We start from the raw sequence: 25524 nt of genomic DNA, 5'->3' as shown, positions 1-25524 counted from the left end.
TCCCTGGGTCGGACCCGGACGGCGGGAAAAGGAGAAAGCTGCATGAGTTCTGCATCGTCTGCCGAACCGGATACCAGACAGATCATACTGGTAATCAACCCCGGTTCCACCAGCACCAAGCTTGCCCTCTATGAAATGGAAGGCGTTGATCTGCGGGAACTACAGGAACAAAGTATCAGCCACCAGCCCCAAGAGATTCAGAGTTATGCAGCTGTGGCCGATCAGGCCGATTTTCGTACCAAGGCTGCGCAGGAGTTCCTTTCCGCTTCGTGGAAAAACCAGGGGTTGCAGGACGACGGCGTACTGAAAGCGGTCATCGGCCGGGGAGGGTTGTTGGCCCCCCTTGCCGGCGGCGTGTACCGGGTGAGTTCCGCCATGCTTCGTGATCTCTCTACGGGTGCATACGGCGAGCACGCAAGCAATCTTGGGGGAGTAATTGCCTGGAAAATCGCAGGTTCAGCTCCCGGCCGCTACGGCCCCGGGAACGGAGAAACGGTGCAGGCCTACATTGCCGATCCGGTGGTGGTGGATGAACTGATGACGGAAGCCAGGCCCAGCGGATTGCCGGGGATGGACCGGCGCAGCATATTTCATGCCCTGAATCAGAAAGCGTGCGCCCGGAAGATAGCTGCAAGGCTTATGCGACGCTACGAGGACTGCAATTTCATTGTGGCCCATATGGGCGGAGGAATATCTGTCGGGGCTCACCGGCAGGGCCGGGTGGTAGATGTGAACAACGCCCTGGATGGGGACGGTCCCTTCTCTCCGGAACGCTGCGGGGGGCTGCCTGCCGGGCAGCTCATGGAGGAAGTGATCCGCAGCTATAGCGATGCGGGCAGGATTCCACAGCTTCACGATCCGCTGCATCGGGAAATAAAGAAGCGCTTTGTGGGCCGGGGCGGCCTTGTGGCCTACCTGGGGCACAGCGATCTTCGGAAAATCCTGGAAGAAAGCTCCTCAACTGATAATTCCGAGAGCTCGGATTATTCCAGCGAACTGATTATTAATTCAATGATTCACCAAATTGCCAAGGAGGTGGCCCAGCACGGTGCCACCCTCCAGGGCGACATTGACGGAATCATCCTTACCGGAGGGCTTGCCTACAGCAGCCGCATAATCCGGGGATTGGAGGCCAAGCTTTCCTGGCTTTCCTCCATATACGTAATTCCCGGAGAGGGTGAAATGGAGGCTCTGGCGGAGAATGCCCGGGCGGCCCTAAGGGGCGAACGTGAAATCCAGGAATATCACCCTCCCCATGAAACCGCTGAGGAAGGACGGAGCATACATGCGACTTGAAGACTTCTTTTCCACTCCGGAGAAACGACGGGTGGCAGTCCCGTTCCCCTATGAACCGGCCCTCCTTGAGACCGTGGCAGCCGCAGCCCGGGAAGCCTGGGCGGAATTCCTGTTTATCGGTGAAACGGCGAAAATAGAAGAGCTTGCGGGGTCGGCGGGGTTGAATCCCGCCCATTACCGTGTTGTTGAATCCACCCGGGAAGATGAAGCCTGCTCCCTGGCCGCCGAAGCGCTCCGTGACGGCTTGGCGGATCTTGCCATGAAGGGTGCAGTACATACGGCGAATTTCAGCAGGGCGATTTTCTACAAGGAATACGGACTTGTGGAACCCGGCAGGCTTGCCAGTCACATTGGTGCCTGCGAGCTCCCCGGGTATCAAAAAATTATATTTCTTACAGATTGCGCCATCAATATCCAGCCAGATTATGATCAGAAACTGATAATCCTGAAAAATGCACTGGAAACCCTTCGGAGGCTGGATATTCCGTCTCCCAAGGTGGCTTTGGTTGCTCCGGTTGAGACGGTGAACAGAAAAATACCCGCCACCGTGGATGCAGACAGAATTGTTCAGGATTATGCAGACGGTCTTCTCAGTGAAGAACTGGGACCTGCGGTTCTTGAAGGACCATTCGGCCTGGATGTTGCCCTTTCTGCGGAAGCCGCAAAAACCAAGGGCATAGAAAGTTCCGTTGCCGGAGATGCAGATCTATTGCTCTTCCCGGATCTGAACACCGGAAATGCGGTGTATAAGGCCTTCACCTATGCGGCAGGGGCTACCATAGCCGGGAACCTTATCGGACCCAGGTTTCCGGTGGTTCTCACATCCAGAGCCGATGACAACCGCACCAAGCTGCTTTCTCTGAAAATGGGGGTAAGCCTGATTCCCGAATCCTGATGGGGGATGAAATTCTGTGACAGGCGGCGGAAATCTCTGACAAGCGGCGGAATTCCCCCGCGCATCCTCCTTCCGTGTCTGCCGGTTTCGCCCTTGCCTCTTTTTTCATATTACCCTTATACTGCACGAACGGCGTTCAATAATTCCCGCCGAAGCGATGAGGAGACATGGAATGGCCATAGAGGTGCGACCCCTAGAGGGGAAGAAAGACGTTAGGAAGTTTCTGAACTTCCCATATAAGGTATACCGGGCAAAGACCGGTGAGCCCGGCGGACAATACGATGCCTGGGTACCCCCTCTCGATATGGACATGAAGCACATGTTCGACAGGAAACACAATGGACTTTTCGACCATGCCGAGCTCCAGGAATATCTTGCATATCGTGACGGTAACGTAGCCGGAAGAATCGTCGCCATTGTGGATCATGCCTTTTGCGAATATCAAAATACCAAGACCGGCTTTGTAGGTTTTTTTGAAGCGTATGATGATGTGGATGTTGCCAAGGAGCTTTTCAGTACCGCCGAGGCCTGGATTCGGGAAAAAGGTATGACCAGAGTTATCGGTCCCATCAATGGTTCCACCAACTATCAGCTGGGAAACCAGATTGACAGTTTCGACGCTCTTCCGGTTATTGAGATGCCTTACTCTCCCCCGTATTATGCCAAATTGTACGAAGCGGCAGGCTATAATAAGGATCAGGACTTATATTCATATAAAATGAAGACCACTCTTCAGCTTAGCGATAAAATCACCAGGGTGGCGGAACTTGCACGGAAGCGGAGCAAGGTTGAAATCAGAACCGTTGAAATGAAGAACTGGGACCGGGATGTGAATTATGTCCGGGAAATCTGGGATGATGCCTGGCGGGACAACTGGGGATATGTGCCCTGGAACAAGTCGGAGTTTGATCAATTGGCCGAAGGTTTGAAAATGGCCATTGATCCCAAGATCACCCTTTTTGCGTACGTAGATGGCAAACCGGTGGGGTTCGCATTTCCCATTCCCGATTTAAATCCGGTGTTTCACGGAATGAACGGAAAACTTCTTCCCTTTGGAATTTTTAAACTTCTGGCCGGAAAAAAGAAGGCGGACCGGATCCGCATTGCAGCATTCGGTGTCCGGAAAGAATACCAAAACAAAGGTATCGATGCTCTGTTTGTGTATGAGCTCTACACCAGAGGGGTGAAACAGGGGGTCCGGAGGGCTGAGTTTAGCTGGATTCTGGAATCCAATCTCCATCTCCGGAACCTTCTGGAAAATTGGGGTGCGGAACATTACCGGACCCACAGGGTATACGGTAAGGAATTGTAATTGTAAAAAGCCCGGACGATATATATAGAGAAGTTTTTTGATATTGTCCGAGGATTCCTCTAAGCCCGGTGCTGAACGGGAATCCAGAAAAAGTTTCAGGTAAGGACGGTTTCTCATGAGTACGGTATTTCTGTTCCCCGGCCAGGGAGCCCAATATCCGGGTATGGCGCGGGATCTATATGAAGGAAGCGGTGAGGTCAAAAGCCTCTTTTCCACCGCATCCAAGGTTCTGAATAAGGACATGGCCGGGCTTTTGTTTGACGGCAGCGAAGAGGATTTGAAGTCAACTGACAATACCCAGGCGGCGGTAACCCTGGCGAATATTTCGGCTTCCGCGGTATTGAAGGAAAAAGGTATTCGGCCTGCAGCGGTAATGGGTTTTTCCGTGGGTGAATACGCGGCCCTTCATGAAGCGGGTGTGCTTGATACCGAAACTCTCTTCCGGGTTGTTCAGATCCGGGGTGAGGTAATGGAAAGCGGTGCCCGGAAGGCCGACACATCAGGCGGACCCAGCGCAATGAGTGCGGTTCTGGGGCTTCCCTTCGAGGAAGCTCGGGATGTGGTAGCTCCAATGGCTGAACAAGGGGTGTTTATTGCAAATCACAGCTCTCCCACCCAGATTGTGATTGCAGGGACTTCCGAGGGATTGGACGCCGCAGAGGCTGCACTGAATGATGCGGGCGCCATGAAGGTTGTTCGTTTGAAGGTCAGCGGTCCGTTTCATTCCCCTCTGCTGGAAGATGCCAGAAAAGAGTTCGAAGAACGGATAGAGGAATTCACCTTTCACAATCCCGTTTTACCGCTGATCTCCAATGTGAGTGCAACTCCCATTGAAAACGGCGAGCAGGCCCGAAAACGTGCAGGGGAACAGATTGTTTCCATGGTCCGCTGGGTAGATTCCGAACAGTACCTTCTGGATAAGGGATTTATTTCCGGCGGAGAGCAGGATCTGGTGGTTGAAGCAGGTCCGGGTAAGGTGCTTTGCGGATTGTGGAAATCGTTTTACAAGGGGCTGAGGGGAAAACCCGCCGGAACCCTTGAATCTATAAATAAAATTCTCCAGGGCTGATCTCAGGGGGAGGAACCCCCGGGCCCGTCCGTAATGCAAGGAGCATATATGAATAAACAACGCATTGTGATCACCGGGATGGCAACTATTAATCCTTTGGGTGATACCGTTGAAGAGTATTATCAGAACCTTCTGGCCGGTAAGTCCGGTGTGAAGAAATGGGAGTCCCTTGATCTGGCTAAATGTGAAAACAGAGTAGGCGGAGATATGGGTGATTACGACACCAAGGCTGCTCTTGAGAAGCTGAAAGAGGGAATCGGTGAGGCGAAGTTCAAGAAACTGCGCAAGCTGTTCCGCCCTGCAACCTTTTCTTCAAAAACAGCGGTGCTCACTTCCCAGAATGCCTGGCTGGATGCGGGGCTTGAAGGGGTTGAAATCGATCCCTACATGACCATGGTCGTGGTTGCAGGACATAACCTGAATTCCAAGTATATTAACCGCTTGAGCAAACAGTATGAAGTAGAGCCGGAATACATGGATCCCCTCAGTTCTGTGGAAGCCATAGACAATAACGTTCCCGCTCTCATTTCTGAAGTACTCAAGGTTCACGGTCCCAGCTACACGGTTGGGGGAGCCTGTGCCAGCGGAAATCTTGCCCTCCGGGATGCGGTGCGGGATATCAGGTCCGGAGAAGTCGAACGGGCTGTGGTAACCGGAGCTCTCTTCGATGTTGCCGAACCGGATATTCAGGCGTCGGTGATCATTAACTCGGTGGTAATGGATAAGGAGCTGAACGCCAATCCGGAAACCGCGTCCCGACCCTTCGACACCCGTCGCAACGGCTTTGTGTACAGCCACGGTTCGGCCGCACTGGTTGTGGAGAGTCTGGAATCCGCCCTTGCCCGGGGTGCCCACATTCACGCCGAGGTGCTTTCGGTGCGGGCAAACGCCAACGCGAACCATCTTCCCATGCCCGGTGCACAGCATCAGGCCTGGGTTATGCGTAAGGTTTTGGAAGATGCGGGAGTGAATCCCCAGCAGGTTGAGTACGCAAACTGTCATGCCACAGGTACTCCCTCCGGCGATAAACAGGAGATTTATGCTCTCCGGGAAGTGTTCGGCGATCACCTGAAAGAAATGAAGATCAATGCTCCCAAGTCCATGTTGGGTCATACCTGCTGGGCCAGTCCTCTTGTCGAGACCATCGGAGGAATCATGCAGATGAACAATTCCCGGCTTCATCCAACCATCAACGTGGATGAACAGGATCCGGAAATTGAAGCGGATGTATGTGCCAACGGTCCCGTGGACTGGGAGGTGAATTATATGCTGAAAAACTCCTTCGGTTTCGGGGGACTCAACTGTTGCAGTCTCATTAAGAAATGGGAGGGAGTATGAGCAATGCCTTTGTAACCGGGGGTTCACGGGGAATTGGCAGAAGCGTGGTGCTCCGCTATGTCAGCGAAGGCTGGGGGGTAGGCTTTACCTACTCCTCCAACAAGGCCGCAGCGGACGAAACCCTTGCCATGGCCCGGGAAATCCGGCCGGACGCAGTGGTGAAAGCATATCAGCTGAATTTGTCCGATGAAGACTCCATTGATCGGGTCTGCGAACAGTCAATAGACGATTTTGAAAATATTACGGCGGTGGTGAATAATGCCGCCGTGCTCAAAGATAACGCGGCTGCCCTGATGAGCAACGAGGAGTGGAAGGATGTGGTGGCGGTGAATCTCACCGCACCCTTTCTGGTATCCAGGAATTTTCTGCTTCATTTCCTCAGCAACAGGAAGGGAAGGCTGATCCATGTTTCAAGTCTGGCCGCCTATGGCTCCAGCGGTCAGGTGAATTATGCGGCGGCAAAATCCGGACTTCACGGCATGAGTCTGACCATTGCCAAGGAGTACGGTAAGAAAGGAATTACATCCAACATTGTGACCGTGGGCTATGTGCCCACAGCCATGACCGAAGAAAATATGAATACGCAGCTTCAGGAATACTGGTTAAAGCACTGTCCCGCCCGTCGGGTGGGAACTCCCGAAGAAATTGCTTCGGCAGTGTATTATCTCAGTTCAGATGAAGCATCATTTATCAGCGGGGAGGATCTCCGCATATCCGCAGGGCTGACCTACGCCCCCTAGTCGGAAAATTACCCAATCCGGGAGGAAGAATATGAGAAAAGTCGGTATTGAAAAACTCAACGTATATGGAACATCCATGTATCTGGACCAGGCAGATCTGGCGGAAGCGCGGGGGAAGGACCCCGAGCAGATCAAAAAAGATTATCTGATCGAAACCAGAAGTCTGAACCCCACATGGGAAGACACGGTAACCATGGCAGCCAATGCGGCCATGACCATGCTCAGCGAGGAAGATAAAAAAGATATTGGAATGTTGATTGTGGGAACCGAGGGGTCGGTGGATTTCGGGAAGCCGATCTCTACCAACGTGCATTCGGCTCTGGGACTAGGTCCCAATGTGCGGAACTACGAGACGAAATTTGCATGCTACAGCGGAGTAGCGGCCCTGGATACCGCGGTGAACTGGGTTGCATCGGGCCTGAATAAGGGGAAGAAAGCACTGGTGATTGCATCGGATTTCTCCCGTCAGCATCTTGGTAAATTGGAAGAGTTTGTCCTGGGCGGATGTGCCGCCGCAGCCCTTGTTTCCGATGATCCTAAGATTATTGAATACGATCTGGAGAAAAAAGGTACCTGGACAACTGATATTTACGATACATTCCGGCCGTCTGCATTGGCGGAAGTTGGAAATAACGAAGTAAGTCTCTTCTCTTATATGGATGCGGTTCAGGGATCCTACGAGCATTACAAAGAGCAGGCCGGTGGTGAAGTGGATTTTGATAATGATTTCTCCTACTTTGTGTACCACACCCCGTTTCCCGGAATTGCATTCCAGGCACACCGTACCCTCACACGGGAGAACGCCCCGAAAAAGAAACCCGAATTGCGGGCGGACTTTGAAAACCGGGTAATCCCCGCTCTGGCATACAGCCGCAGAGTGGGTTCAACCTATGGAACATCCAACCTTACCGGCCTTGCTGCCCTGGTGAACCACGCAGAGGATGCGGAAGGTAAGCATATCGCACTCTTTGCCTACGGTTCCGGTGCCATCGGCGAGTTCTACTCCGGGACCATTCTCCTCGGTGCAAAGGCTGAGATGGCGAAAATGAAAATAGATGAGCGTCTTGACCAGCGTCGCCGCTGCAGTGTTGAAGAGTACGAAGCGATTGAAAAGCTTCGGGAAACCTATGTTGAAAACTCCGATTTTGTTCCCGATTATACTATCCTCGACGGCTGGTACGAAAAGCACTACAAAGGAAGCGGCCTGCTGGTACTGAAAGAAGTGAAAGATTGGTACAGAACCTACGAAAATGCCTAGGCGGTTTCCATGAGCACGAATGGCGGTGATGCGGCTGAAGCCCGGGATGAAGCCCGGTCTGCCGCAGTAACATATACGAATGATTCGGGCCTGGGGATCATCCATATCTCCGACGGGCGGGGAAACCGGCTGAATCCCGCCAGCCTGAAAGAGCTGGCAAATGCCTTCCAGGAAGGCCTGGCGGACGAAGATGCAAAACTGCTGATGATTCGGTCCGGGGAGACGAGCTTCTGTCTGGGGATGGATCTGGAAGGTCTTGAATCCAGTCTGGAAAACGAAGAGAACCATCACGGCGCCGGGGGGAACTCCGGCGGCGATCATCGAAGCGGGGGAGTGAAGCGCTATTCAAGCCTGTTGTACAGCATCGCCGGCTGTACCAAACCGGTAATCGCCCTTGTAGAAGGTGACGTGAAAGCCGGGGGAGTGGGTCTGGCTGCTGCCTGCGATATTGTAATCGCCGATGAGAACGCCAGTTTTGAGCTCTCGGAAGTGCTCTTTGGCCTGGTGCCCTACAATGTTCTCCCCTATGTGTTTTCCCTGAGAATGAGTCCTCAACGGTTTCGCTACATGGTACTCACTGCAGCCCGGGTGAATGCCCATGAAGCCCGGAACCTCGGTCTGGTGGACAGGGTTTTCCCTGAAGAAACACTAGAAAAGGGCCTGAAAACAATGCTGAAAACCATGATGCGTGCCGAACCTCGGGCGTTGGCGGCAGCGAAGACCTTCTTCACCCATGCTCTGGATCAGGATTTTGACGCGTTGCGGGGAAATGCCGAACAGGCTTTGCTGAAACACATGGAGCAGCCTCAGGTGAAAGAGGGGCTTCAAGCCTTCCATGCCGGGGATATGCCTGAGTGGTTCGCCCGATTCAAACCCGAAGGGAAGCTTTCCGGGAAAGACGTCGAAAAAAAAGACGGATAAAACGCCGGGAAAAAGACGGATACAACGCCGGGAAAAAAGACGGATACAACGCCGGGAAAGTGCCATAAATACGTCCCGGAAGAGACTGAGCCTCCCGGCTCGATCAAAATGAGGAATGTATGTCAGAAAAAAAACAATACCCAAAACAGGCGGAACCTTCCCTTCACGGGCAGGATGCCGATCCTGCTCTACTGTTTGAAAAGTTTGGACGGGTCTCCTTTTCACTGGATGAAAAGGAGATCGCCACCATTTTCATGCATGACATGGACGGTCAGAATGTGTTCTCTCATGCGTTTGTGGAGGATTTTCTCACAGTGCTGGATGGGGTGGAAGAGATAAATCCCCGGGTGGTGATCCTCCGGGGTCTGAAAAGCACATTTTCCGGGGGTGCGGACAAGGAATCCCTTATGGAGCTGGCCAGTGGAAAAATTGTGGTCCGGGACCTGGTTATTTCCGAGAGATTGATTAACTGCCGTTTCCCGGTAATCTCCGCCATGGAGGGACACGCTATGGGGGGCGGTTTTGTTATAGCTCTCTGCTCTGATATTATTATTGCGTCCATGGAAGCACGCTACGGAACGGTATTTATGAATATGGGATTCACTCCCGGAATGGGAACCACGACTCTTCTGCAGGGTGCCGTGGGAAGCTATATTGCCAACGAAATGATGTTCACCGGCCGACGCTATAAGGGCCGTGAACTGGCAGAGAAATCCACCAATATCAACTACATTCTTCCGAAAAAAGAAGTGCCGGCAAAAGCCAGGGACCTGGCTTTGCAAATTGCAGAAAAAAATCCTAAGTCGGTTCAGCTTCTGAAGTACAGTCTTGCGGCGCCGAAGAAGAAGCTTCTCACCGATGCCCGACTTCAGGAAGATATGATGCATGCCTTGAGCTTCGGATATCCGGAAACCAAAAAAATAATTGATGATCTCTATGCCGGATGATCAGGGATTATCAGCTTCGCTAAACATGGAAAAGGAAGGAAATACCTATGATCAGCATTGATATGTCAGGAAAAACCGTTTTGATCACCGGCGGTACCAAGGGAATCGGATTGGCTTCGGCATTGAATTTTGCCCAGGCGGGTGCACAAACCGTCCTCACCTATAAGTGGGGCAGTGCAGACATGGATGAGCTGAAAAAGCAGTTTTCCGATCTTGGCGCACCCGAACCTCTCCTGGTTCAGGCGGATGTATCGGTAGACGAAGATACCGATGCACTGCTTGAAGAAGTTGCTAAGATGTCAAAATCGGTTGATATATTTATTAGCAACGTGGGCTATGCGGCTACAATGCGAAATCTTGACGCCTATAAGAAGAGATCGCTGTATAAGACTCTGGACTATTCAACCTGGCCTATGGTTGAATACACCCGGAAGATTCAGAAAAAGTTCGGTTCCTATCCTGAAAAGGTCATAGGAATCAGCAGCGACGGTCCGGATCATTTTTACCCGGGTTACGACTATGTTGCCGCAAGCAAGGCATTGCTTGAGTTTTTCGGCAAATATATGGCCGCCCACCTCTACAAAGAGGGCAGCCGGGTGAATGTAATCCGTTTCGGACAGGTGAAGACAGAAAGTTTTACCGCAATATTCGGAGAGGAATTCTTCGACTATCTGCGTGATCAGGGTTTGGCCTCAGAAGAACAGATCCTGACTCCCGAAGAGTGCGGGAAAGCAGTATTCGCTCTTTGCAGCGGATTAATGGATGGAATGAACGGACAGGTGGTAAATGTTGACTACGGCCTGCCTTTCACAGATAATACGATGATGCGTTTCCTTTCATGGAAAGAGAAACAGGATCAATCATCTTAAGAGGAGAGACATCATGACTAAACCTGAAGTCATCGAAGTCATCAAAAAGAATATCGTTGATAATCTTGATGATATTGAACTGGATGAGATTGATGCATCCAAATCCATGAAGGATTATGGTGCCAACAGCCTGGATATTATTGAAGTTGTAAGCTGTTCCATGCGGGATCTTGATATCAAGATTCCCCGTTCCGAACTGGCTGACATCGGCGATATTGACGGTCTGGCTGACAAATTTTTGGAGCATGTCGAATAATAATCAGGCATCCGATTTTCCCGGGGGGAATGAGTGCATTCCTCCCCGGGTTTCTCATCTTCGACTCATCCACGAAAACGGAATCCGTTCAATCCGGCTCATATAAATAACAGGAACTACTATGGCAAAAGCTACAGATTTCAGCCTCGCTGATTTTCATTATACCAATAATCCTGATGTACTTTCCCCCCCCGAAGACTTTGAAGAATGGATTAACGATCCGGAAGTACAGCAGGCATTCAGTTTCACCGGCCAGAGCCTTCTTATGGCGCCCAAGGCCAACACAGAAATTCTGAGTAACCTTGACGGGAAACGCCGGAAGATTATCAATATGACCAGCTACAACTATCTCGGGCTCTCCACACATCCTGAGGTGCTGGCAGTAGCCAAGGAAGCGGCGGACAAATACGGTCTCAGCTCATCCGGCGCTCCGTTGGTTTCCGGAACGCTGGATCTGCATCTGGAATTCGCAGAAAAACTTGCGAAACTGAAACATAAAGATGCTGCTCTCATTTTCAGTTCAGGGTACGGCGGCAACGTGGGCGCCCTGCAGGGAATGATGCGGAAAGGCGATGTGCTGATCTTCGATGAAAAGATCCACAAGTCCCTCATCGACGGGGGAACCCTCTCCCATGCGAAGATGGAGTTCTTTGATCACAATGACATGAACAGCCTTGAGCAAAAGCTCGAGAAACATAAAGATAAGCGTAAACTGATCGTTGCAGAAGGCGTGTACTCCATGGACGGCGATATTGCCAAGCTGCCGGAAATGGTTCCCCTCTCCGAGGCCTATAATGCCCCCATCTATCTGGATGAAGCCCATTCAACCCTAATGTTTGGAGAAAACGGCGGAGGAGTCGGGGAGCACTTCGGTCTGGAAGACAAGGTCGGTATGTCATACGGCACTCTGAGCAAAAGCTTCGGAGGGGTTGGAGGGTTCATTGCATCCAATGAACGGATTATCCGCTATCTGAAAGGCTACGCTTCCAGCTGGAACTTCTCCTGTGCTCCCAGTCCTCCGGTTGTTGCGGGATTGATTAAAGCTCTGGAAGTGGCGACCCGGGATTCAACTCTCAGGGATCAGCTCTGGGCAAACACCCGCTATCTGAAGGAAAATATTCAGGCTCTGGGGCTTGATATCGGCGACTGTGAAAGCCAAGTTATTCCGGTAATCATCGGTCAGAGCGGGGAAAAGTTATTTCATTTCGCGGGGGAAATGCAGAAACGGGGTCTTTTCCTTCAGCCAATAGATTATCCTGCGGTTCCCGCACATTCACGACGGTTCAGAATTTCCGTTTCTTCCCAGTTTACCAGGGAAGATATGGATACTGCACTGAATATCATGGAAGATGTAATAGTTAAAGGACTGAAGTAAGCGTGAGCGAACACGAAACTCTCCTGAAAAAGCATCGGAAAAAGCCCTTGTTCGATATTGCCTCTCTGCCGGTCAGCCTGAATTACGGCAGAGAGGAGATCAAGAAAATTATCCCTCACCGGGAGCCTATGCTCTTTGTGGACCGGATTGTTGGGTTGGACCGGGATCATGGCTGTATTCATGGCGAGCGATATATGGATCCGGAAGATCCGGTGTTTCAGGGACATTTTCCCGATGCCCCCATGTACCCCGGTAATTTCACCATTGAGATGATCGGGCAGCTGGGATTGTGCATGTATTACTTCGAAGAACAGGGGCGCAGCGATATTGCCCAGCAGGCAACCCCTGTGCCTGCCCGGGCGACCCGCATTGCCGGGGCTCATTACCTTAAACCTGTTGAGCCGGGAAAAACCGTAACCCTGCTTGCGAAAAAACTTGAATACGACGGCTTTTTCGCATCCATGATCGGACAGGCCATGGTGGACGGAGAAGTGGCTGTAACGGTAATCGGGGAAGTGGTAATTCTCTAGCAGCGTTTCCCTAAAAGGGGCAGTTCCTATTTGGGCTCTATAAGGGGCAATTCTCTATTAGGGCTCTATAAGGGGCCTTTCTCTTTTCGGGGACTTTCTCCAAAACCGATTCTTAGTTGATTGGCTGTGCTGCCGCCCCGGGTAGGTCCACATGAAATTTCAACATGTGCTCCTTGGCGTTTTCCTGGGAAAATCCCCAGCCCAGTGCGGTGCAGATGGTCAGAACCAGCTTCATATCCAAAGACAGCCTGCGGTCATTCATATCTACAGCTAATGTTTCCTCATTCGGAGTTCTGCCCACCAATTCTCCCAGTTTATCGGGCCAGGGTTCATCCTGGTATGAGGTGGTAATCCGCACCCAGCCGTCCCAGACAGGACAGGGTTTGCTGGAAATGGATATGTCGCTTCCCCCGCTGCGTGAGCTTACTGCCTGCTCCAGCAGGGCATATATTACCCGCCGCAAGCCGTAACTGTCACAAACCACCGATAGTGTGTCATCGGTTTCCTGTCTAATATTGATATTTTTTTCCCACAAGCGATCATGCAGTTGCTGCACCGAGGACCAGAGAATGGGGGTGAGAAGCAGGGTTTCCTCCTCAGGCAGGGCCCGGTGAAGCTGATACTTGCCCAGATCGCTGATGGTTCCAAGCAGATGAATGCTCCTTCGGGAGACATCCTGCATTACCTCCAGTGTTGCGGCATCTGGAAGTACTCCCCCGCGGATTTGTGCAGTAATTTCATCCAGCAGATTATTCAGACTGCCCATTGGGGCGTGTAGATCATGGTTAAGAAGACGGTTTAGATATCCCTGGGTTTCAACTATTTCCGATATGTCCCGACAGCAATCCTTATCAGATTCCATGGGGGTGTGAGGGGATTTTTCAGGCAGTAATAGGAAGCGCAGGTAGATGAAAACCCACATGGGCGCGGAGGCGCAGATGAATACGCCGGTCATCCCCAAACCCGCATACCCAAGTGACGGAGACGACGGGGAAGACGAAGATACTGCCGCCATGGCTCCGGTTTGAGTTATGGCTGCGGCCTGCATCACAGCTCCGGCCAGGGGAATCGGGGCAATAATGAACGCCCATTTTGCGAAGCGCTGCCTGTGACCGGTGTGGACACCTCCGGAGCTTGCAAGCAATGCTGCGAGGGACATGGTGTACAGGATGAAAAGGGCAGCGTTGAGTACCAGGGCACCGGTGCCGTATAGCCAGTGCAGAACTACAAGGCTGAGACCCGATGCCACAGTGGTCCAAAGCACGATGCGGTTGCGCCCAGGGGAGGAGAAAAGGGCGGATTTTACGCCCAGGGTGATAATTCCGAATGCTGATACGGCCAGAGCGCCCAGTGCGGAAAAATAGAGGCGGGATGGCCCCGCCTCTGCCAAGGTATAAATGCCAATTGAATTGCCCAATGCCTTCATTCCCCATGCATTGCCGGATGCAAGCACGGGGAAAGCATACAGAAATGCGGCGACCGAAGAAGCAAGGGCACCAATTCCTATGAAGATTCCCGATGAATCTCTCCGCTGAATTCCCAAAACCAGGATCAGCACTCCTGAAACCAGCCCGGATATTGCTGCAGCCAGAAACAGGGGGATGAGTGTATCTGGCTGAAACCCGGAAAATATCATCCGCAGATCCTTGGAGCCTTCCTAAAGGAATAGATTATGAATAGCGGCTGAATACCACGCATGCGTTCTGGCCACCGAACCCAAAGGCGTTGGACAGAAAATGAGATGCCGTTTTCTCCATTGGCTCTTTTATGACATTATAGTTGATTTCTTCGTCAAGTTCGAATTGATTGATGGTATGATGAATTATTCCCTTTTCAAAGGATAAAATCCCCGCTACGGCTTCCACCGCACTTGCTGCGCCAATGAGATGACCGGTCATACTCTTGGTGCTGTTCACCGGAATCGTGGAAGCAAGATCCGAACCAAGAGCACGGTTCACTGCCTGACATTCGGCTTTATCTCCGATTGGGGTGGAAGTGCCGTGACAGTTGATAAAATCCAGCTGGTCGTAATTCAATTCCGCCATATCCACGGCAAGTTCAATTGCCTTAGATGCTCCGATACCATCGGGGTGGGGGGCGACCAAATCGTAGGCATCGGAAGTGAAGCCGAAACCGCTGATCTCCGCATAAATATGAGCGCCCCGCTTCTTCGCGTGCTCGAGCTCTTCAAGACAGAGTACGCCTGCTCCTTCGCCCATTACAAAACCGTCCCGGTCCTTGTCAAAGGGGCGGGATGCGGTTTCAGGGTCATCGTTGCGGGAAGAAAGAGCTCCGATTTGGCCGAACCCTGCCATGGAAGGCTCGGTTGCCACCGCTTCTGTCCCCCCTGTTACCATGGCATCCACCATTCCGGTGGCAATCATATTATATGCGGTCCCCAAAGCATGATTGGAGCTGGCGCAGGCGGAGTTAACCGAAAAACTGGGGCCGGTAAACCCGAATTCCATGCTGATCATGGCGCTGGTGGAGTTTGGAATTACAGAAGATACATAAAACGGGCTCACCGAAGACAAACCGCTTTTTGCCATCCTGTTTATCTGTTGATACTGGGTTATGAGTCCGGCGTCGCCGGTACCTACCAAAACTCCCACCCTGTGGGGTTCCGGGTAATTTTCCATTCCAGCGTCCTTTATTGCCTGGAAACCGGCTATATGACCGAGTATGATGTGCCTGTCCAGTCGACGGGCCATCTTTCTCTGAGTGAAATAATCTCTCACGTCAGGAAGATCTATTTCCGCCGCGATTTGCACATGAAAATCTGCCAGATCCATATTTTGAGCCTTACGGGCGCCGCTCTTGCCTTTTACCAGATTCTCCCAAAACTCAGAAACGCTGAACCCGATGGGGTTTACTGTACCGAGGCCGGTAATAACCACTCTACGTTGTTTTGCTGCCACACATCCTCCCTGGGGATCTCTGTACGTATTTATCAATCCTGATGATCCCGGAACACTATTCAAAAATGCTTGTAACAGATTACTATACATACACAGATGTTTCAAAGACCAAATTTACGCCTTCATGTCTATTATTTTTCCGGGTATACGGATTATGCCGCAGGTTTTATTGGTTCCGTGGAACAGAATCCCGGTAGATTTTGTTTGCGCCAGGCTCTGAAAGATGCGTTTATCCGGCTGGATCTGCCTGCCTTGAAAGAATCAGAACGCTTCCTTTCCGCAGCAGGGGGGAAGCCGTATCTTGTGCGGGCCGAGGGAGACGAATTCACCACCTTCAATATGAGTGTTTCGGGGGATGATCTGGCAGTTGCCGTATCCGATGGGACTCAGATCGGCGTGGATGTTGAATCCCGAAGCATCCCGAGAAAGGTATCTAGCCTGGAAGCGGTAATGACCTACTATTTTCAGGAAGATGAGCGTCTCTTTGTTCACGGGGCATCCGACGAGAAGCTGTTCCTGCAACGCTTTTTGCTGGTCTGGACCAGGAAAGAAGCGGGGGTCAAATGTCTTGGGAAGAGCATCGGCAGTCACGGTATGCTGGTGAACGGTTTGGGGAAGGAATGGGTGGATGAAGAGTCGGGCAGACTGGTACGGATGGAGGATCTGGCGTTCCCCGACGCCCCCGGTCTGCAGGCTGCGCTGGCTGCAGAGGGCGGGGCGTTCTCTCCCCCGGATATTATCCGGGGGAATGGGCTGGGGATCTGAGGTCAGGCGATCTCTTTTGGAACCTCGGCATTCTTGGCTGCCTGTTGAAGCTTCTTGGAGTTCTTGAGAATACGGAACATCCACCGGTTTACCCGTTGCATGAATTTGGGCAGGCCTTTTTCCCGGAGTACATCAATGAATAACACTACCCTGCGTTCATCGGTTTTATTCCACACCTCATGTTTGTACGTGTCATCAAAGAGTACGTCTTCGCCTTCCTTCCAGCTGTATTTTTCGCCGTTCACCAAGATGTAGCACTCACCTTCCGGGATCATCAATCCCAGGTGGTAGCGGAGGACTGACTTGAAAAATCCGTAGTGGGGGGGGATATGTTTTCCCCCGTCGATGATGCTGAACATTGCCATGGAAACCCGGGGCAGCTGGCTGATTAGTTCAGTTGTCTTGGGAACCTGTTCGCAGTTATGGGGCAGCCACTCGTTGAATCCCTTGATGATGAAGGTTCGCCAGGCCTTGTCGTCCTTGGCGGAAATAAACTTTTGCAGCTTATCCACTTCATGGAACTTGGGAATGTTTTCAATGTTTTTCAATACTTCATCGAGCTCAGCGCGAATGGTGGTCCAGTTTTCTTTCAGCAGTTTGCTCTCAGGAAATTCTTCCTGTACATCCACATATGGAGGATTCTTCACAAATAGTGAGAGAATCCAGGAATAAAGCAGAGCGATAATAAACGGTTCTATAAAATAAATGAGAACCAAAAGTACGATTATAGATGCTAAAACTATTAGAGCTGTAAGCATGGAAATGCCTCCTTTTCCATACTCTATGACTCTTCCTATTTCGAGGCAAGCTCTTTCAGGGCATTTCCCGGGAAATGCAGATATTTCAGTTCAGTACTTCCGTCAGCAGCGCCGGCGGATCCTCCCCATGGGGCACAAAAATCATGGCAGCGGAGTTCATGCAATATCGCAGGCCGGTTGGATCAGGCCCATCGGGAAATACATGTCCGATATGAGATCCGCTGAGGCTGTCCACCACCTCCACCCGGACCATTCCCCCCGAGTAATCCGGAACAAGGTGAACCGCATCGTCTGCTATGGGTTCCCAAAAGCTGGGCCATCCGGTGCGGGAATTGTATTTCGTTTCCGAGCTGAACAGAGGTTGTCCGCTTGCCTTTGAATAGTAGGTTCCCTTTTCCTTATTGCTGTTGTATTCATTCAGCCAGGGACGTTCGGTACCTTTCTGGCGAAGTATTTCAAAGCTGTGGGGGTCAAGGCGGGACCGCCATTCCTCTGTGCTAAGCTGAACCTGGTATTCATAATTATCGGGAAGGCTGGTTATGGGTATGCCATCAATTTCAGAAGGCCAGGATTCCCTGCCTTCATCACCCCCGGTGACTTCCCGGGCGGTCTCGGTACTTCCTTCCCCTTCGAGCATGGGGGTGGAAATCACGGGTAGGGCAAACACCAGGAGAAAAAGCAGCCCCGGGATTCGGGGTATATGTACATAGTTCATGTGATCCTCCGTATAATACGGGAATAGTCCCGTATATTAGTAAAATAGCCATGAATATAAGGAAAATCAAAGCTATTCGTCCCCACGCTTCACCGCCAGAAAATTCTCTATAACCGGCGGGCGCCCCATGAGGCTGTGGAAAAAGGCCGCATTTTCTCCAAAAATTTGAACTTCCCGGAGTGTAGCGGCGTACTGCCAGCCTACTGCAACGTCCGTCCGGCTGATGACATCGCAATTGAAATCTGATACTATGCGCCGGTACCAAGGAATAAAATACGGCATCAGGGTGATATAGGAGACTTTTGTTAATTCCTTCCCCTGCCTGTTTAGGTAATACATGGAAAATCTCTGGAAACTCTCCACAGGCGGTATTGCTGAAATAATGCTGCCCTCAATAAGCCTCGGTCTCCTTATGTTCACCCTGGTGTTTCATGTGTATCTGCTGGCAAAGGAAGGCGGATGGCAAAACATCCTGGCATTGAGCATCAGTCTGGCATCCATGGCTCTTCCGGTGTTGAACATTTACTGGATTCTCCAGAAGTACGGCGCTCAGGTCCCATACGATTCATTCCTCCTGTATAATCTCAAGCATTATTTTTCCGTCAGCCTGTTTATCATGCTTCCCATTCACATACAGTTCTGGTCGTCCCGGGGTTCGTGGAACGGGAAGGACGTGGACCGCCGAAGAGGGAGTCGTCTGACACAAAGGCTTCCGCTCATATTCACTATTTCCAGCGGGATACTGCTCATTCTCCTCAACCTGTTTTTTCCCCAGAGCTTTATCAGCCTGAGTCCCAGGGGAGAACTGCTGTACGGACCGCTTTTCCACATGCGTACCCTCCTGTTTGCCCTCATTACTCTCTCAATGGGAATGGGGGTGTTTCTTCAAGGAAGGCGGGCAGGGCAGCTAAGTCCCCTTCTTCCGTTGATATTGTCTTTTCTGCTCTTTCTCGGATTTCAGGCCATGGACTTTCTCCGGAGCATGGCATACAGCGCTGTTTCCGGCACAGTCCAGCTTCAGCAATGGTTCTCTGCAGGATTTACCGTTGTGATTCTCTCTGTGGCGTTCACCCAGCTGCGGGACTATCTGGAGCGGGCGGGCAGAACACGGGATGCAGAGTTTGAGCTGGCATTTCTGGAAACCCACGATCCCCTTACGGGGCTGGAGAACCGGCGAAGATTTTTCAGCCGGCTGGAGCAGCTGCTCTCCTCCTTTTCCCAGTTGGAAGACAGACGGGATATGCCCCTTCATGCGGTGTTCAATATTGATATAGATTATTTCAATAACATTAACGACAGCCTGGGTAATGAAGCGGGAAACGAAATACTGAAAGAAATTACCGAACGTTTCTCACAGGTCCTTGATGATTCCGTGCAGCTGTACCGGACCGGTGGAGATGAATTCGCCGTTTTATATTTGGAAGCGGCATCGGAGTTGGATTTGGCGCTGTTCAGCGAACGGCTTCTTCAAGAGTTTGAAAAACCGTTCACCTACCAGTGGCAGTCGGTGTACCTTACTGCGAGTATCGGAATCGCCGTGTTTCCCCGTGACGGCTTCAGCATTGAGCAGATAACCAGCCATTCGGACCAGGCCCTTCAGGAAGCCAAACTGGACCGAAACACCTACCGCTTTTATACCCCTGCAATGAACGAACGGGCGGTCACCAGAATCCAGATGATTAACTATCTCAGGCAGGCGGTTGACCGCCGGGAGCTCTCCCTGCACTTCCAGCCCCAACTGGATGTCTCGGGTAAACTCGTGGGAGCCGAAGCTCTTCTGCGCTGGCAGCATCCTGTTCTGGGTTCGGTGAATCCCGATGAGTTTATTCCGGTTGCCGAAGAAACAGGCCTGATTATCCCCATCGGAACCTGGGTGATCCGGAAAGCCTGTGAGACCCTTGCGGCCTGGCAGAAACGGGGGCTGAACATCCCGGTGAGCATCAATATCAGCCCCCGGCAATTGAAGGATGTAAAACTGCAGCGAACGGTGATCAACGGTCTCCGGGAGTACGGGCTTCATCCTTCACTTCTGCATCTGGAAATTACCGAAAACTCCCTGGTTGAAAACAAAGAGGGGCTGATTAGCAAGCTTCAGAACCTCAGCGATATCGGTCTGAGATTTTCCATCGATGATTTCGGCACCGGATATTCCAGCCTGAGCTATCTTAAGCGGCTTCCCATTGCGGAGGTAAAGATTGACCGGTCCTTCGTTATCGATCTGCCATTCGACACCCAGAATACGGCTCTGGTTCAGTCCATTATTTCCATGGTGCGGGGGTTGGGGCTTCAAGTGGTTGCAGAGGGTGTGGACAGTCTGGAGCAGCTGAACTTTCTTCGGAAGAATGGCTGCCATGTGATTCAGGGGTTCTACCACAGCGAACCCTTGAGTCATGATCATTTCCTGAAATTTTCCGAGGATTATACAAGCGCAATATAAATACGCTATACTCCTCTTCCCATACAATACCAGAACTGCGGCGTAGGAAAGAGCAGGCTTTCTTAAAAAGCGCCCGCACCAGGAGTATATATGCATTTTCGAGTTGACGATCTGCGCATTCAGAAAATAAAACCGCTTATTCCCCCCGCCATTCTCATGGAGGAGATCCCTCTGGGGGAACCCGCCCAGAGGACGGTGGCCGAGGCCCGGAAGAGCATCGAGAACATTATGGACGGCAGAGACAAGCGTCTGCTGGTGATCATCGGTCCATGTTCCATCCACGATACCGCTGCAGCCCGTGAGTACGGTGAACTGCTCAGCAAGGCCCGGGAGCGCTTCTCCCAGAGCCTGGAAATTGTTATGAGGGTGTATTTTGAGAAACCCCGGACCCGAAAGGGCTGGAAGGGTCTTATTAATGACCCCTATCTGGATGACAGCTTTCAGATTAACAAAGGACTTCATCTTGCCCGTAAACTTCTGGTTGATCTGGGTGATATGGAACTGCCGGTTGGATGTGAGTTCCTGGATACCATCACCCCCCAATTCCTTGCGGATGCGGTCTCCTGGGGTGCCATAGGAGCACGAACCACCGAGAGCCAGATTCACCGGGAGCTGGCATCGGGCTTGAGCATGCCGGTGGGTTTCAAAAACGGTACCGATGGAAATGTGAAAATTGCCATCGATGCGATTCATGCTTCCGCAACCCCCCACCATTTCCTTTCGGTGACCAAACAATCGGTGGCCGCAATTGTGGAAACAGGGGGGAACGACTACGCCCACCTCATTCTCCGGGGGGGAAACGACGGTCCCAACTATGATCAGGCGTCAATTGCAGAAGCCTGCGGTAATCTGAAGGAGGAAGATCTCCAGCCCAGGGTAATGGTGGACTGTTCCCATGGCAACTCCATGAAGGACCATCGGAAACAGATTCCCGCTGTGCGGGAGCTCGCCGAACAGATCGCCCGGGGATCAGAGCAGATTTTCGGTCTGATGATCGAGAGTAATCTTGTTGAGGGCAAGCAGCCCATGGCAGTGCTTGACCAGCTGAAATACGGTCAGAGCGTTACAGATGCCTGCCTGGGCTGGGATGACAGTCTGGCCCTTCTGGAAGAGTTAGCCCAGGCTTCGCTTCAGAGGATGGAAGGGTAGTTCATTCAGCTTCTCCGCCGGGGAAATATTCTGCATTCTGGATTGGAGAAGCTCCAGTTTCTGAGAGTACTCCGGGTTGCCGGGCATATGGCTGCAAAGACGCTGATACAACTCCCGGGCCTTGGCGTATTCACCGCATCCCTCGTAGGCTTGTGCACAATGGGCGAGAATCCAGTCCTGACTGTCCCTCTCAAACGCATTGTTGAAGGCGAATACCGCCTTCCGTGAATGGCCGGAGTACTGGAAGCTCAGCCCGATCATTAACCATGCATCCGCTTTCGTCGACTCCCCTTCTGCTAATTGGAGATACCGCAGGAAGCTTCGGTAGGCCCGAAAATATTCCCCTCTGGTCATTTGGTTATTGCCCTCTTCCTTCCATATCCGGGGAATGAAATGTTCGGGCTTTTCCAGGAATTCCCGCTTCTCGTGTTCCTGGGCTTCCAGCTCTTCAAAGAGGTCCGGTTGGCGGTGCAGGCCCGGATCTTCGACGCCGAGCATTCTGCAGGCCTCCTGCCCCTCCCATAGATGCTCCTGGAGTTCACCCGGGAGCAGGGGTTGGGGGTCCTCCTGCATGAGCCGCATATATTGTAGAGATGCGGCCAACATCTGTTCCTCCCGCCACTCTTCCGCCTCAATGAGAATGCTGCGCTCAGGCACTGAACGGTGAAACCAGGCTTTTCGGCGCAGTTCTCTGCGGCGGAACTGATCTTTGATATACCACCAGTAGGGTCCGAATAAGCGGTAGTCTTCAGGATAGCGTTCCAGCTCGGCGGCAAGTTCCCGGTAGATCTCCTGCCGTCCGGCTGCACTGTTCAGGGAAAAATCCTCAATGATCGATTGCTGAATATCAGATTCGTAGAAAAACACGTGAATGATCACCTCATATGTAGTGGTTTCAATATGGAGAAGGGTGATGATGGTACTCCCTCTTGTTTCCTGTTGCAAGGGGAGAATGGGGGAAATTCGGCACGGAAATTCATCCCTTTCTAACTGTTGGTTCATGGTTCTTTCACAATCTACCGGGTACAATCTGGATGTACGGAGGTTTACCATGAAGGTGGCTTTGGCATGTAATGGCGAAGGTTTCGGCCATGTCTCCCGGACTACTGCCTTTTATGAGGCATTAAAGGACCGCTACGATCTGGTAATTCTGGCTCCCGAAACAGTCCACGGGTTTCTATCAGATAAGCTCCCCCAGGCCCGGGTATTCAGCGTCCCCCACATGCATTTGGCAAAAATATCCGACCGCATCAACTTCCTCAGGACCGCCTGGGAGAACATGCCCACCCTCCTGACCCTGAAAACCCGAATTCTGCGCACCGGCCGTCTCTTGCGGGAGCTGGGCGTAGGGGTGGTAATAAACGATTATGAACCCTTTTCCGCCATCGCCGCCAAGCGGATCGGGATACCCGTCCTCCAGTTTAACCATCCGGGAATTGTGGTGCAGAGCCCTTCCATTATGCCCGATGCTCTTGCGGTGAAATTCATTGCACGGTTTATGATGCCTTCCTACGATAAGCGGATCTTCTGCTCATTTTACAACGGAGATGTGGGGCCCATGATCAGACAGGAGCTCAGCGATGCGGCGGCAGCTGCATCCCCTTCCCCCGGGGATTACTACGTGGTGAGTCTGAAAGAAAGCTATCGGCGGCCTGTGCTCAAGCGTCTGCATCAGATGGGCATACGCAATTACCGGCTCTTTCCCAATCCCGACGACCATTACCCCTCGGCAGTGGCAAACTGCAGGGCGGTGATCACCAGTGCGGGGCATCAAACCCTGAGTGAATGCATCCATATGGGAAAGCCCGTGTTCGCCATTCCCCAGCGGGGTCAGTACGAACAGCGGCTCAACGCGAGAATGCTGGTAGCTTCCGGATGGGGCAGCCACGGAAGCATCCGGAATCTCAAGCGGACTCTTCCGGACTTTATTTCCCGCCTGGACGAGTATCCCCGGAAGGCCGTTCCCTGGGTCAAATTCAACTTCAACAACGATACAGATCGGATTATCGGGAAAATCGAAAAATTTATCCGCCTCAGTTCCCGTCCTGCCATTGTTCCCATATGGAACTTTCTCTTTCCCGACGATGAAGGTCCGGCGGATGTTCATAATCTCTGGGGGCTTCTGCCGGTGAAGTCCCGGGAAATGGAGGATCTTCGCCACCAACGGCTGTATCGCCAGTTCCGCCCGGGAGATCGCCACGAGCAGCGCACAGCTGCCCGCTGATGGAATCGTAATGTTCACAAACGGCGGTAAATAGCCGATACTTATCCCAAATGAGTGGAAAAAAACCGAGAGCCGTATCAATATGAAAATACGAACCAAATTTATTCTCGTGGTGCTGCCGGTGATGATCGCTTCCATAGTTTTGGTGGGAGCCTCCAGCTTTTTTCTGGCCACATCGGGAATTAATCGGATTGCCAGGGAATTTCTGGGATTTAAAATTACCCAGCTGGAAACCTATGCGGTGAATCAGTACCGTCTGCTGGTGGACAACGGGCTTCAAAACTCACAGGAATTCATCCAGGCCACCAAGGGCAGCGTTCAGGATTACGCAGCAAGTCTCACACGCAGCGACACGGAGATTATTTTTGCCGTGGATGCAGAGGGTGTACTGGAGATGAGCACTTCCCCCCTTGAGCTGGACGGGGAAGATGCCGAACTTCTCTCCGGCTTGTATGACCGGGACCCGGAAACTCTGCAGGAAATTCGTGTCGCCGGAGAAGTCCGGGTGGGCAGGGGATTCCGATTCGAACCCTTTGAGTGGTATGTGCTGGTGACAGAACTGCGGTCAACCTACTTCCAGGATATCAACAGGATCACCACCCGAACCCTCTACCTTCTGGCCGCCGCCATTGTGGTGGCAACCCTGGTACTGTTTTACTTTACCGGCCGCCTCACCCGCCCTCTGAACACCATTGTGCAAACCATGAGGGAGATCATCAGCACCAGCGACATGAGCAAATCTGTGCCGGTGGAATATAACGATGAAACCGGTACCCTGGCCCATACCTTCAACATCATGACCGGCGAGCTGGATAAGGCGTATCAGGAAATTAAACGCTTTGCCAGGGATGCGGCCATCGCCGAACATAAGGAAAAAAAGGTTCGCCAGATCTTCCAGAAGTATGTGCCCCAGGAATTGATCGACCGCTTTTTTCAAAGCCCCGAATCCATGCTGGTTGGAGAGGACCGGGTGCTTGCCATCCTGTTCTCCGATATTCGGAGTTTCACCACCATCAGCGAATCGATGCACCCAAGTGATCTGGTGAATCAGCTGAACGTGTATTTTGACATTATGGTGGACATTATTATGAAACACGGCGGTATTGTGGACAAATATATCGGCGATGCCATTATGGCGATCTTCGGAGCACCGGTGAAGCACGATGACGACGCATTACGGGCGGTGAATGCGGGACTGGACATGGTGGATGCGCTGTTGGAGTTCAATAAGGTTCAAACAACTAAAGGATTTCCGGAATTTATCACGGGTATCGGTATTAACTACGGCATTGTGACCGTGGGGAATATCGGTGCGGAGAAAAAAATGGATTACACGGTGATCGGGGACATGGTGAATCTGGCAAGCCGCCTGGAGGGATTGACCAAGGAGTATCGGCAGGAGCTGATTATTTCCGAGAGCCTCCAGCGGAAGGTGGGGGATCTGTATCCCACACGTCACCTGGATACGGTGACGGTGAAAGGAAAAACCCGGGGAATTAAGATCTATGCCGTACGCAGAGAGCTGGACCCCCAAAGGGCCCAAGCCTGGGAGATTCATGAGAGGGCAATGGACGCATATTTTCCCGGCCGAGACTTCCAGACCGCTGCCCGCCGCTTCCGTCAGGTGCTGGAAATCTTCCCTGAAGATTACATCGCTTCAGCCATGCTCTCCCAATGTGAGGAATTCATAAAGAATCCGCCTCCCAATGACTGGAACGGCGTGAAAAAAATGAAGACCAAGTAATTTCGGGG

The 25524-nt window shown here is 52.0% G+C and carries 24 protein-coding genes; 18 read left to right on the top strand and 6 right to left on the bottom strand.

All coding sequences use genetic code 11. The features are described from left to right. The first annotated feature begins 42 nt into the window (after positions 1-42). The 13 genes from buk (at position 43) to AC52PS_RS13030 (ending at position 12806) form a co-directional block, all read left to right on the top strand. On the top strand, positions 43-1296 hold the full coding sequence (buk, locus tag AC52PS_RS13090; RefSeq protein ID WP_495563520.1) for a butyrate kinase: 1254 nt from the start codon (positions 43-45) through the stop codon (positions 1294-1296). Continuing rightward, positions 1286-2191: a phosphate acyltransferase gene (locus AC52PS_RS13085; RefSeq protein WP_495563519.1), complete on the top strand. Its 906-nt coding sequence runs from the start codon at positions 1286-1288 to the stop codon at positions 2189-2191. The genes buk and AC52PS_RS13085 overlap by 11 nt, the downstream gene beginning before the upstream one ends. 172 nt (positions 2192-2363) lie before the next feature. After that, positions 2364-3503 (top strand): GNAT family N-acetyltransferase, encoded by a 1140-nt coding sequence (locus AC52PS_RS13080; protein ID WP_495563518.1) that lies wholly within the window; start codon positions 2364-2366, stop codon positions 3501-3503. A 115-nt stretch (positions 3504-3618) separates the two neighbouring features. After that, the gene (locus AC52PS_RS13075; RefSeq protein WP_495563517.1) at positions 3619-4572 is read left to right on the top strand and encodes an ACP S-malonyltransferase; all 954 of its coding nucleotides are present in this window, start codon (positions 3619-3621) and stop codon (positions 4570-4572) included. A 48-nt stretch (positions 4573-4620) separates the two neighbouring features. After that, a complete protein-coding gene (locus AC52PS_RS13070; protein ID WP_495563516.1) occupies positions 4621-5910 on the top strand; it encodes a beta-ketoacyl-[acyl-carrier-protein] synthase family protein in 1290 nt (429 codons plus the stop codon). Continuing rightward, the gene (locus tag AC52PS_RS13065; RefSeq protein WP_495563515.1) at positions 5907-6650 is read left to right on the top strand and encodes an SDR family oxidoreductase; all 744 of its coding nucleotides are present in this window, start codon (positions 5907-5909) and stop codon (positions 6648-6650) included. Before AC52PS_RS13070 ends, AC52PS_RS13065 begins: the two co-directional genes overlap by 4 nt. A gap of 31 nt (positions 6651-6681) precedes the next feature. Next, positions 6682-7908 (top strand): hydroxymethylglutaryl-CoA synthase family protein, encoded by a 1227-nt coding sequence (locus AC52PS_RS13060; protein ID WP_495563514.1) that lies wholly within the window; start codon positions 6682-6684, stop codon positions 7906-7908. 9 nt (positions 7909-7917) lie between these two features. Next, positions 7918-8829, top strand: a complete 912-nt coding sequence (locus tag AC52PS_RS13055) for an enoyl-CoA hydratase/isomerase family protein (RefSeq protein ID WP_495563513.1) — start codon at positions 7918-7920, stop codon at positions 8827-8829. A gap of 119 nt (positions 8830-8948) precedes the next feature. Beyond that, positions 8949-9776, top strand: a complete 828-nt coding sequence (locus AC52PS_RS13050) for a polyketide synthase (protein WP_495563512.1) — start codon at positions 8949-8951, stop codon at positions 9774-9776. Between the two features lie 47 nt (positions 9777-9823). Then, the gene (locus AC52PS_RS13045; protein ID WP_495563511.1) at positions 9824-10645 is read left to right on the top strand and encodes an SDR family oxidoreductase; all 822 of its coding nucleotides are present in this window, start codon (positions 9824-9826) and stop codon (positions 10643-10645) included. Between the two features lie 13 nt (positions 10646-10658). Continuing rightward, the gene (locus AC52PS_RS13040; RefSeq protein WP_495563510.1) at positions 10659-10901 is read left to right on the top strand and encodes a phosphopantetheine-binding protein; all 243 of its coding nucleotides are present in this window, start codon (positions 10659-10661) and stop codon (positions 10899-10901) included. A 121-nt stretch (positions 10902-11022) separates the two neighbouring features. Next, on the top strand, positions 11023-12276 hold the full coding sequence (locus AC52PS_RS13035; protein WP_495563509.1) for an aminotransferase class I/II-fold pyridoxal phosphate-dependent enzyme: 1254 nt from the start codon (positions 11023-11025) through the stop codon (positions 12274-12276). 2 nt (positions 12277-12278) lie between these two features. After that, on the top strand, positions 12279-12806 hold the full coding sequence (locus AC52PS_RS13030; protein WP_495563508.1) for a 3-hydroxyacyl-ACP dehydratase FabZ family protein: 528 nt from the start codon (positions 12279-12281) through the stop codon (positions 12804-12806). A 112-nt stretch (positions 12807-12918) separates the two neighbouring features. Here AC52PS_RS13030 and AC52PS_RS13025 read toward each other — a convergent pair whose 3' ends face one another. Next, the gene (locus tag AC52PS_RS13025; protein WP_495563507.1) at positions 12919-14442 is read right to left on the bottom strand and encodes a histidine kinase; all 1524 of its coding nucleotides are present in this window, start codon (positions 14440-14442) and stop codon (positions 12919-12921) included. Between the two features lie 34 nt (positions 14443-14476). Continuing rightward, the gene (locus AC52PS_RS13020; protein ID WP_495563506.1) at positions 14477-15724 is read right to left on the bottom strand and encodes a beta-ketoacyl-[acyl-carrier-protein] synthase family protein; all 1248 of its coding nucleotides are present in this window, start codon (positions 15722-15724) and stop codon (positions 14477-14479) included. A gap of 96 nt (positions 15725-15820) precedes the next feature. Between AC52PS_RS13020 and AC52PS_RS13015 the strand changes: the two genes are divergently transcribed. Next, positions 15821-16489 carry a 4'-phosphopantetheinyl transferase family protein gene (locus AC52PS_RS13015; RefSeq protein ID WP_495563505.1) on the top strand — a complete coding sequence of 223 codons (669 nt, stop codon included), beginning with the start codon at positions 15821-15823 and terminating at the stop codon, positions 16487-16489. Between the two features lie 2 nt (positions 16490-16491). Here AC52PS_RS13015 and AC52PS_RS13010 read toward each other — a convergent pair whose 3' ends face one another. From AC52PS_RS13010 to AC52PS_RS13000, 3 genes are all read right to left on the bottom strand, one after another. Further along, positions 16492-17247 carry an aspartyl/asparaginyl beta-hydroxylase domain-containing protein gene (locus AC52PS_RS13010; RefSeq protein ID WP_495563504.1) on the bottom strand — a complete coding sequence of 252 codons (756 nt, stop codon included), beginning with the start codon at positions 17245-17247 and terminating at the stop codon, positions 16492-16494. Between the two features lie 85 nt (positions 17248-17332). Then, complete coding sequence (msrB, locus tag AC52PS_RS13005) at positions 17333-17962, bottom strand: peptide-methionine (R)-S-oxide reductase MsrB (RefSeq protein WP_495563503.1); 630 nt, start codon at positions 17960-17962, stop codon at positions 17333-17335. Positions 17963-18034: 72 nt separating this feature from the next. Then, positions 18035-18301, bottom strand: a complete 267-nt coding sequence (locus AC52PS_RS13000) for a hypothetical protein (protein ID WP_495563502.1) — start codon at positions 18299-18301, stop codon at positions 18035-18037. Here AC52PS_RS13000 and AC52PS_RS12995 point away from each other — a divergent pair. Both AC52PS_RS12995 and AC52PS_RS12990 read left to right on the top strand, forming a co-directional pair. Then, on the top strand, positions 18300-20399 hold the full coding sequence (locus AC52PS_RS12995) for a putative bifunctional diguanylate cyclase/phosphodiesterase (RefSeq protein ID WP_495563501.1): 2100 nt from the start codon (positions 18300-18302) through the stop codon (positions 20397-20399). The genes AC52PS_RS13000 and AC52PS_RS12995 overlap by 2 nt on opposite strands. Positions 20400-20489: 90 nt before the next feature. Then, complete coding sequence (locus AC52PS_RS12990; protein WP_495563500.1) at positions 20490-21548, top strand: 3-deoxy-7-phosphoheptulonate synthase; 1059 nt, start codon at positions 20490-20492, stop codon at positions 21546-21548. On the opposite strand, the gene AC52PS_RS12985 is transcribed toward AC52PS_RS12990, so the two are convergent. After that, a complete protein-coding gene (locus tag AC52PS_RS12985; protein WP_495563499.1) occupies positions 21513-22550 on the bottom strand; it encodes a hypothetical protein in 1038 nt (345 codons plus the stop codon). The genes AC52PS_RS12990 and AC52PS_RS12985 overlap by 36 nt on opposite strands. Between AC52PS_RS12985 and AC52PS_RS12980 the strand changes: the two genes are divergently transcribed. After that, entirely contained in the window at positions 22549-23772 is a 1224-nt protein-coding gene (locus AC52PS_RS12980) for a glycosyltransferase family protein (protein ID WP_495563498.1), read from the top strand. The genes AC52PS_RS12985 and AC52PS_RS12980 overlap by 2 nt on opposite strands. Before the next feature lie 82 nt (positions 23773-23854). Next, complete coding sequence (locus tag AC52PS_RS12975; protein WP_495563497.1) at positions 23855-25516, top strand: adenylate/guanylate cyclase domain-containing protein; 1662 nt, start codon at positions 23855-23857, stop codon at positions 25514-25516. Positions 25517-25524: the final 8 nt, after the last annotated feature.

This window comes from Salinispira sp. (assembly GCF_059431795.1).
Note: the sequence above shows the minus strand (reverse complement) of the source record. Positions and strands in the feature narration are given on the sequence as shown.

Coding starts and splice junctions, on each gene's coding strand:
- buk (WP_495563520.1), top strand. CDS start 43: ATGAGTTCTGCATCGTCTGCCGAACCGGATACCAGACAGATCATACTG.
- AC52PS_RS13085 (WP_495563519.1), top strand. CDS start 1,286: ATGCGACTTGAAGACTTCTTTTCCACTCCGGAGAAACGACGGGTGGCA.
- AC52PS_RS13080 (WP_495563518.1), top strand. CDS start 2,364: ATGGCCATAGAGGTGCGACCCCTAGAGGGGAAGAAAGACGTTAGGAAG.
- AC52PS_RS13075 (WP_495563517.1), top strand. CDS start 3,619: ATGAGTACGGTATTTCTGTTCCCCGGCCAGGGAGCCCAATATCCGGGT.
- AC52PS_RS13070 (WP_495563516.1), top strand. CDS start 4,621: ATGAATAAACAACGCATTGTGATCACCGGGATGGCAACTATTAATCCT.
- AC52PS_RS13065 (WP_495563515.1), top strand. CDS start 5,907: ATGAGCAATGCCTTTGTAACCGGGGGTTCACGGGGAATTGGCAGAAGC.
- AC52PS_RS13060 (WP_495563514.1), top strand. CDS start 6,682: ATGAGAAAAGTCGGTATTGAAAAACTCAACGTATATGGAACATCCATG.
- AC52PS_RS13055 (WP_495563513.1), top strand. CDS start 7,918: ATGAGCACGAATGGCGGTGATGCGGCTGAAGCCCGGGATGAAGCCCGG.
- AC52PS_RS13050 (WP_495563512.1), top strand. CDS start 8,949: ATGTCAGAAAAAAAACAATACCCAAAACAGGCGGAACCTTCCCTTCAC.
- AC52PS_RS13045 (WP_495563511.1), top strand. CDS start 9,824: ATGATCAGCATTGATATGTCAGGAAAAACCGTTTTGATCACCGGCGGT.
- AC52PS_RS13040 (WP_495563510.1), top strand. CDS start 10,659: ATGACTAAACCTGAAGTCATCGAAGTCATCAAAAAGAATATCGTTGAT.
- AC52PS_RS13035 (WP_495563509.1), top strand. CDS start 11,023: ATGGCAAAAGCTACAGATTTCAGCCTCGCTGATTTTCATTATACCAAT.
- AC52PS_RS13025 (WP_495563507.1), bottom strand. CDS start 14,442: ATGATATTTTCCGGGTTTCAGCCAGATACACTCATCCCCCTGTTTCTG.
- AC52PS_RS13015 (WP_495563505.1), top strand. CDS start 15,821: ATGTTTCAAAGACCAAATTTACGCCTTCATGTCTATTATTTTTCCGGG.
- AC52PS_RS13010 (WP_495563504.1), bottom strand. CDS start 17,247: ATGCTTACAGCTCTAATAGTTTTAGCATCTATAATCGTACTTTTGGTT.
- msrB (WP_495563503.1), bottom strand. CDS start 17,962: ATGAACTATGTACATATACCCCGAATCCCGGGGCTGCTTTTTCTCCTG.
- AC52PS_RS12995 (WP_495563501.1), top strand. CDS start 18,300: ATGGAAAATCTCTGGAAACTCTCCACAGGCGGTATTGCTGAAATAATG.
- AC52PS_RS13000 (WP_495563502.1), bottom strand. CDS start 18,301: ATGTATTACCTAAACAGGCAGGGGAAGGAATTAACAAAAGTCTCCTAT.
- AC52PS_RS12990 (WP_495563500.1), top strand. CDS start 20,490: ATGCATTTTCGAGTTGACGATCTGCGCATTCAGAAAATAAAACCGCTT.
- AC52PS_RS12980 (WP_495563498.1), top strand. CDS start 22,549: ATGGTTCTTTCACAATCTACCGGGTACAATCTGGATGTACGGAGGTTT.
- AC52PS_RS12985 (WP_495563499.1), bottom strand. CDS start 22,550: ATGAACCAACAGTTAGAAAGGGATGAATTTCCGTGCCGAATTTCCCCC.
- AC52PS_RS12975 (WP_495563497.1), top strand. CDS start 23,855: ATGAAAATACGAACCAAATTTATTCTCGTGGTGCTGCCGGTGATGATC.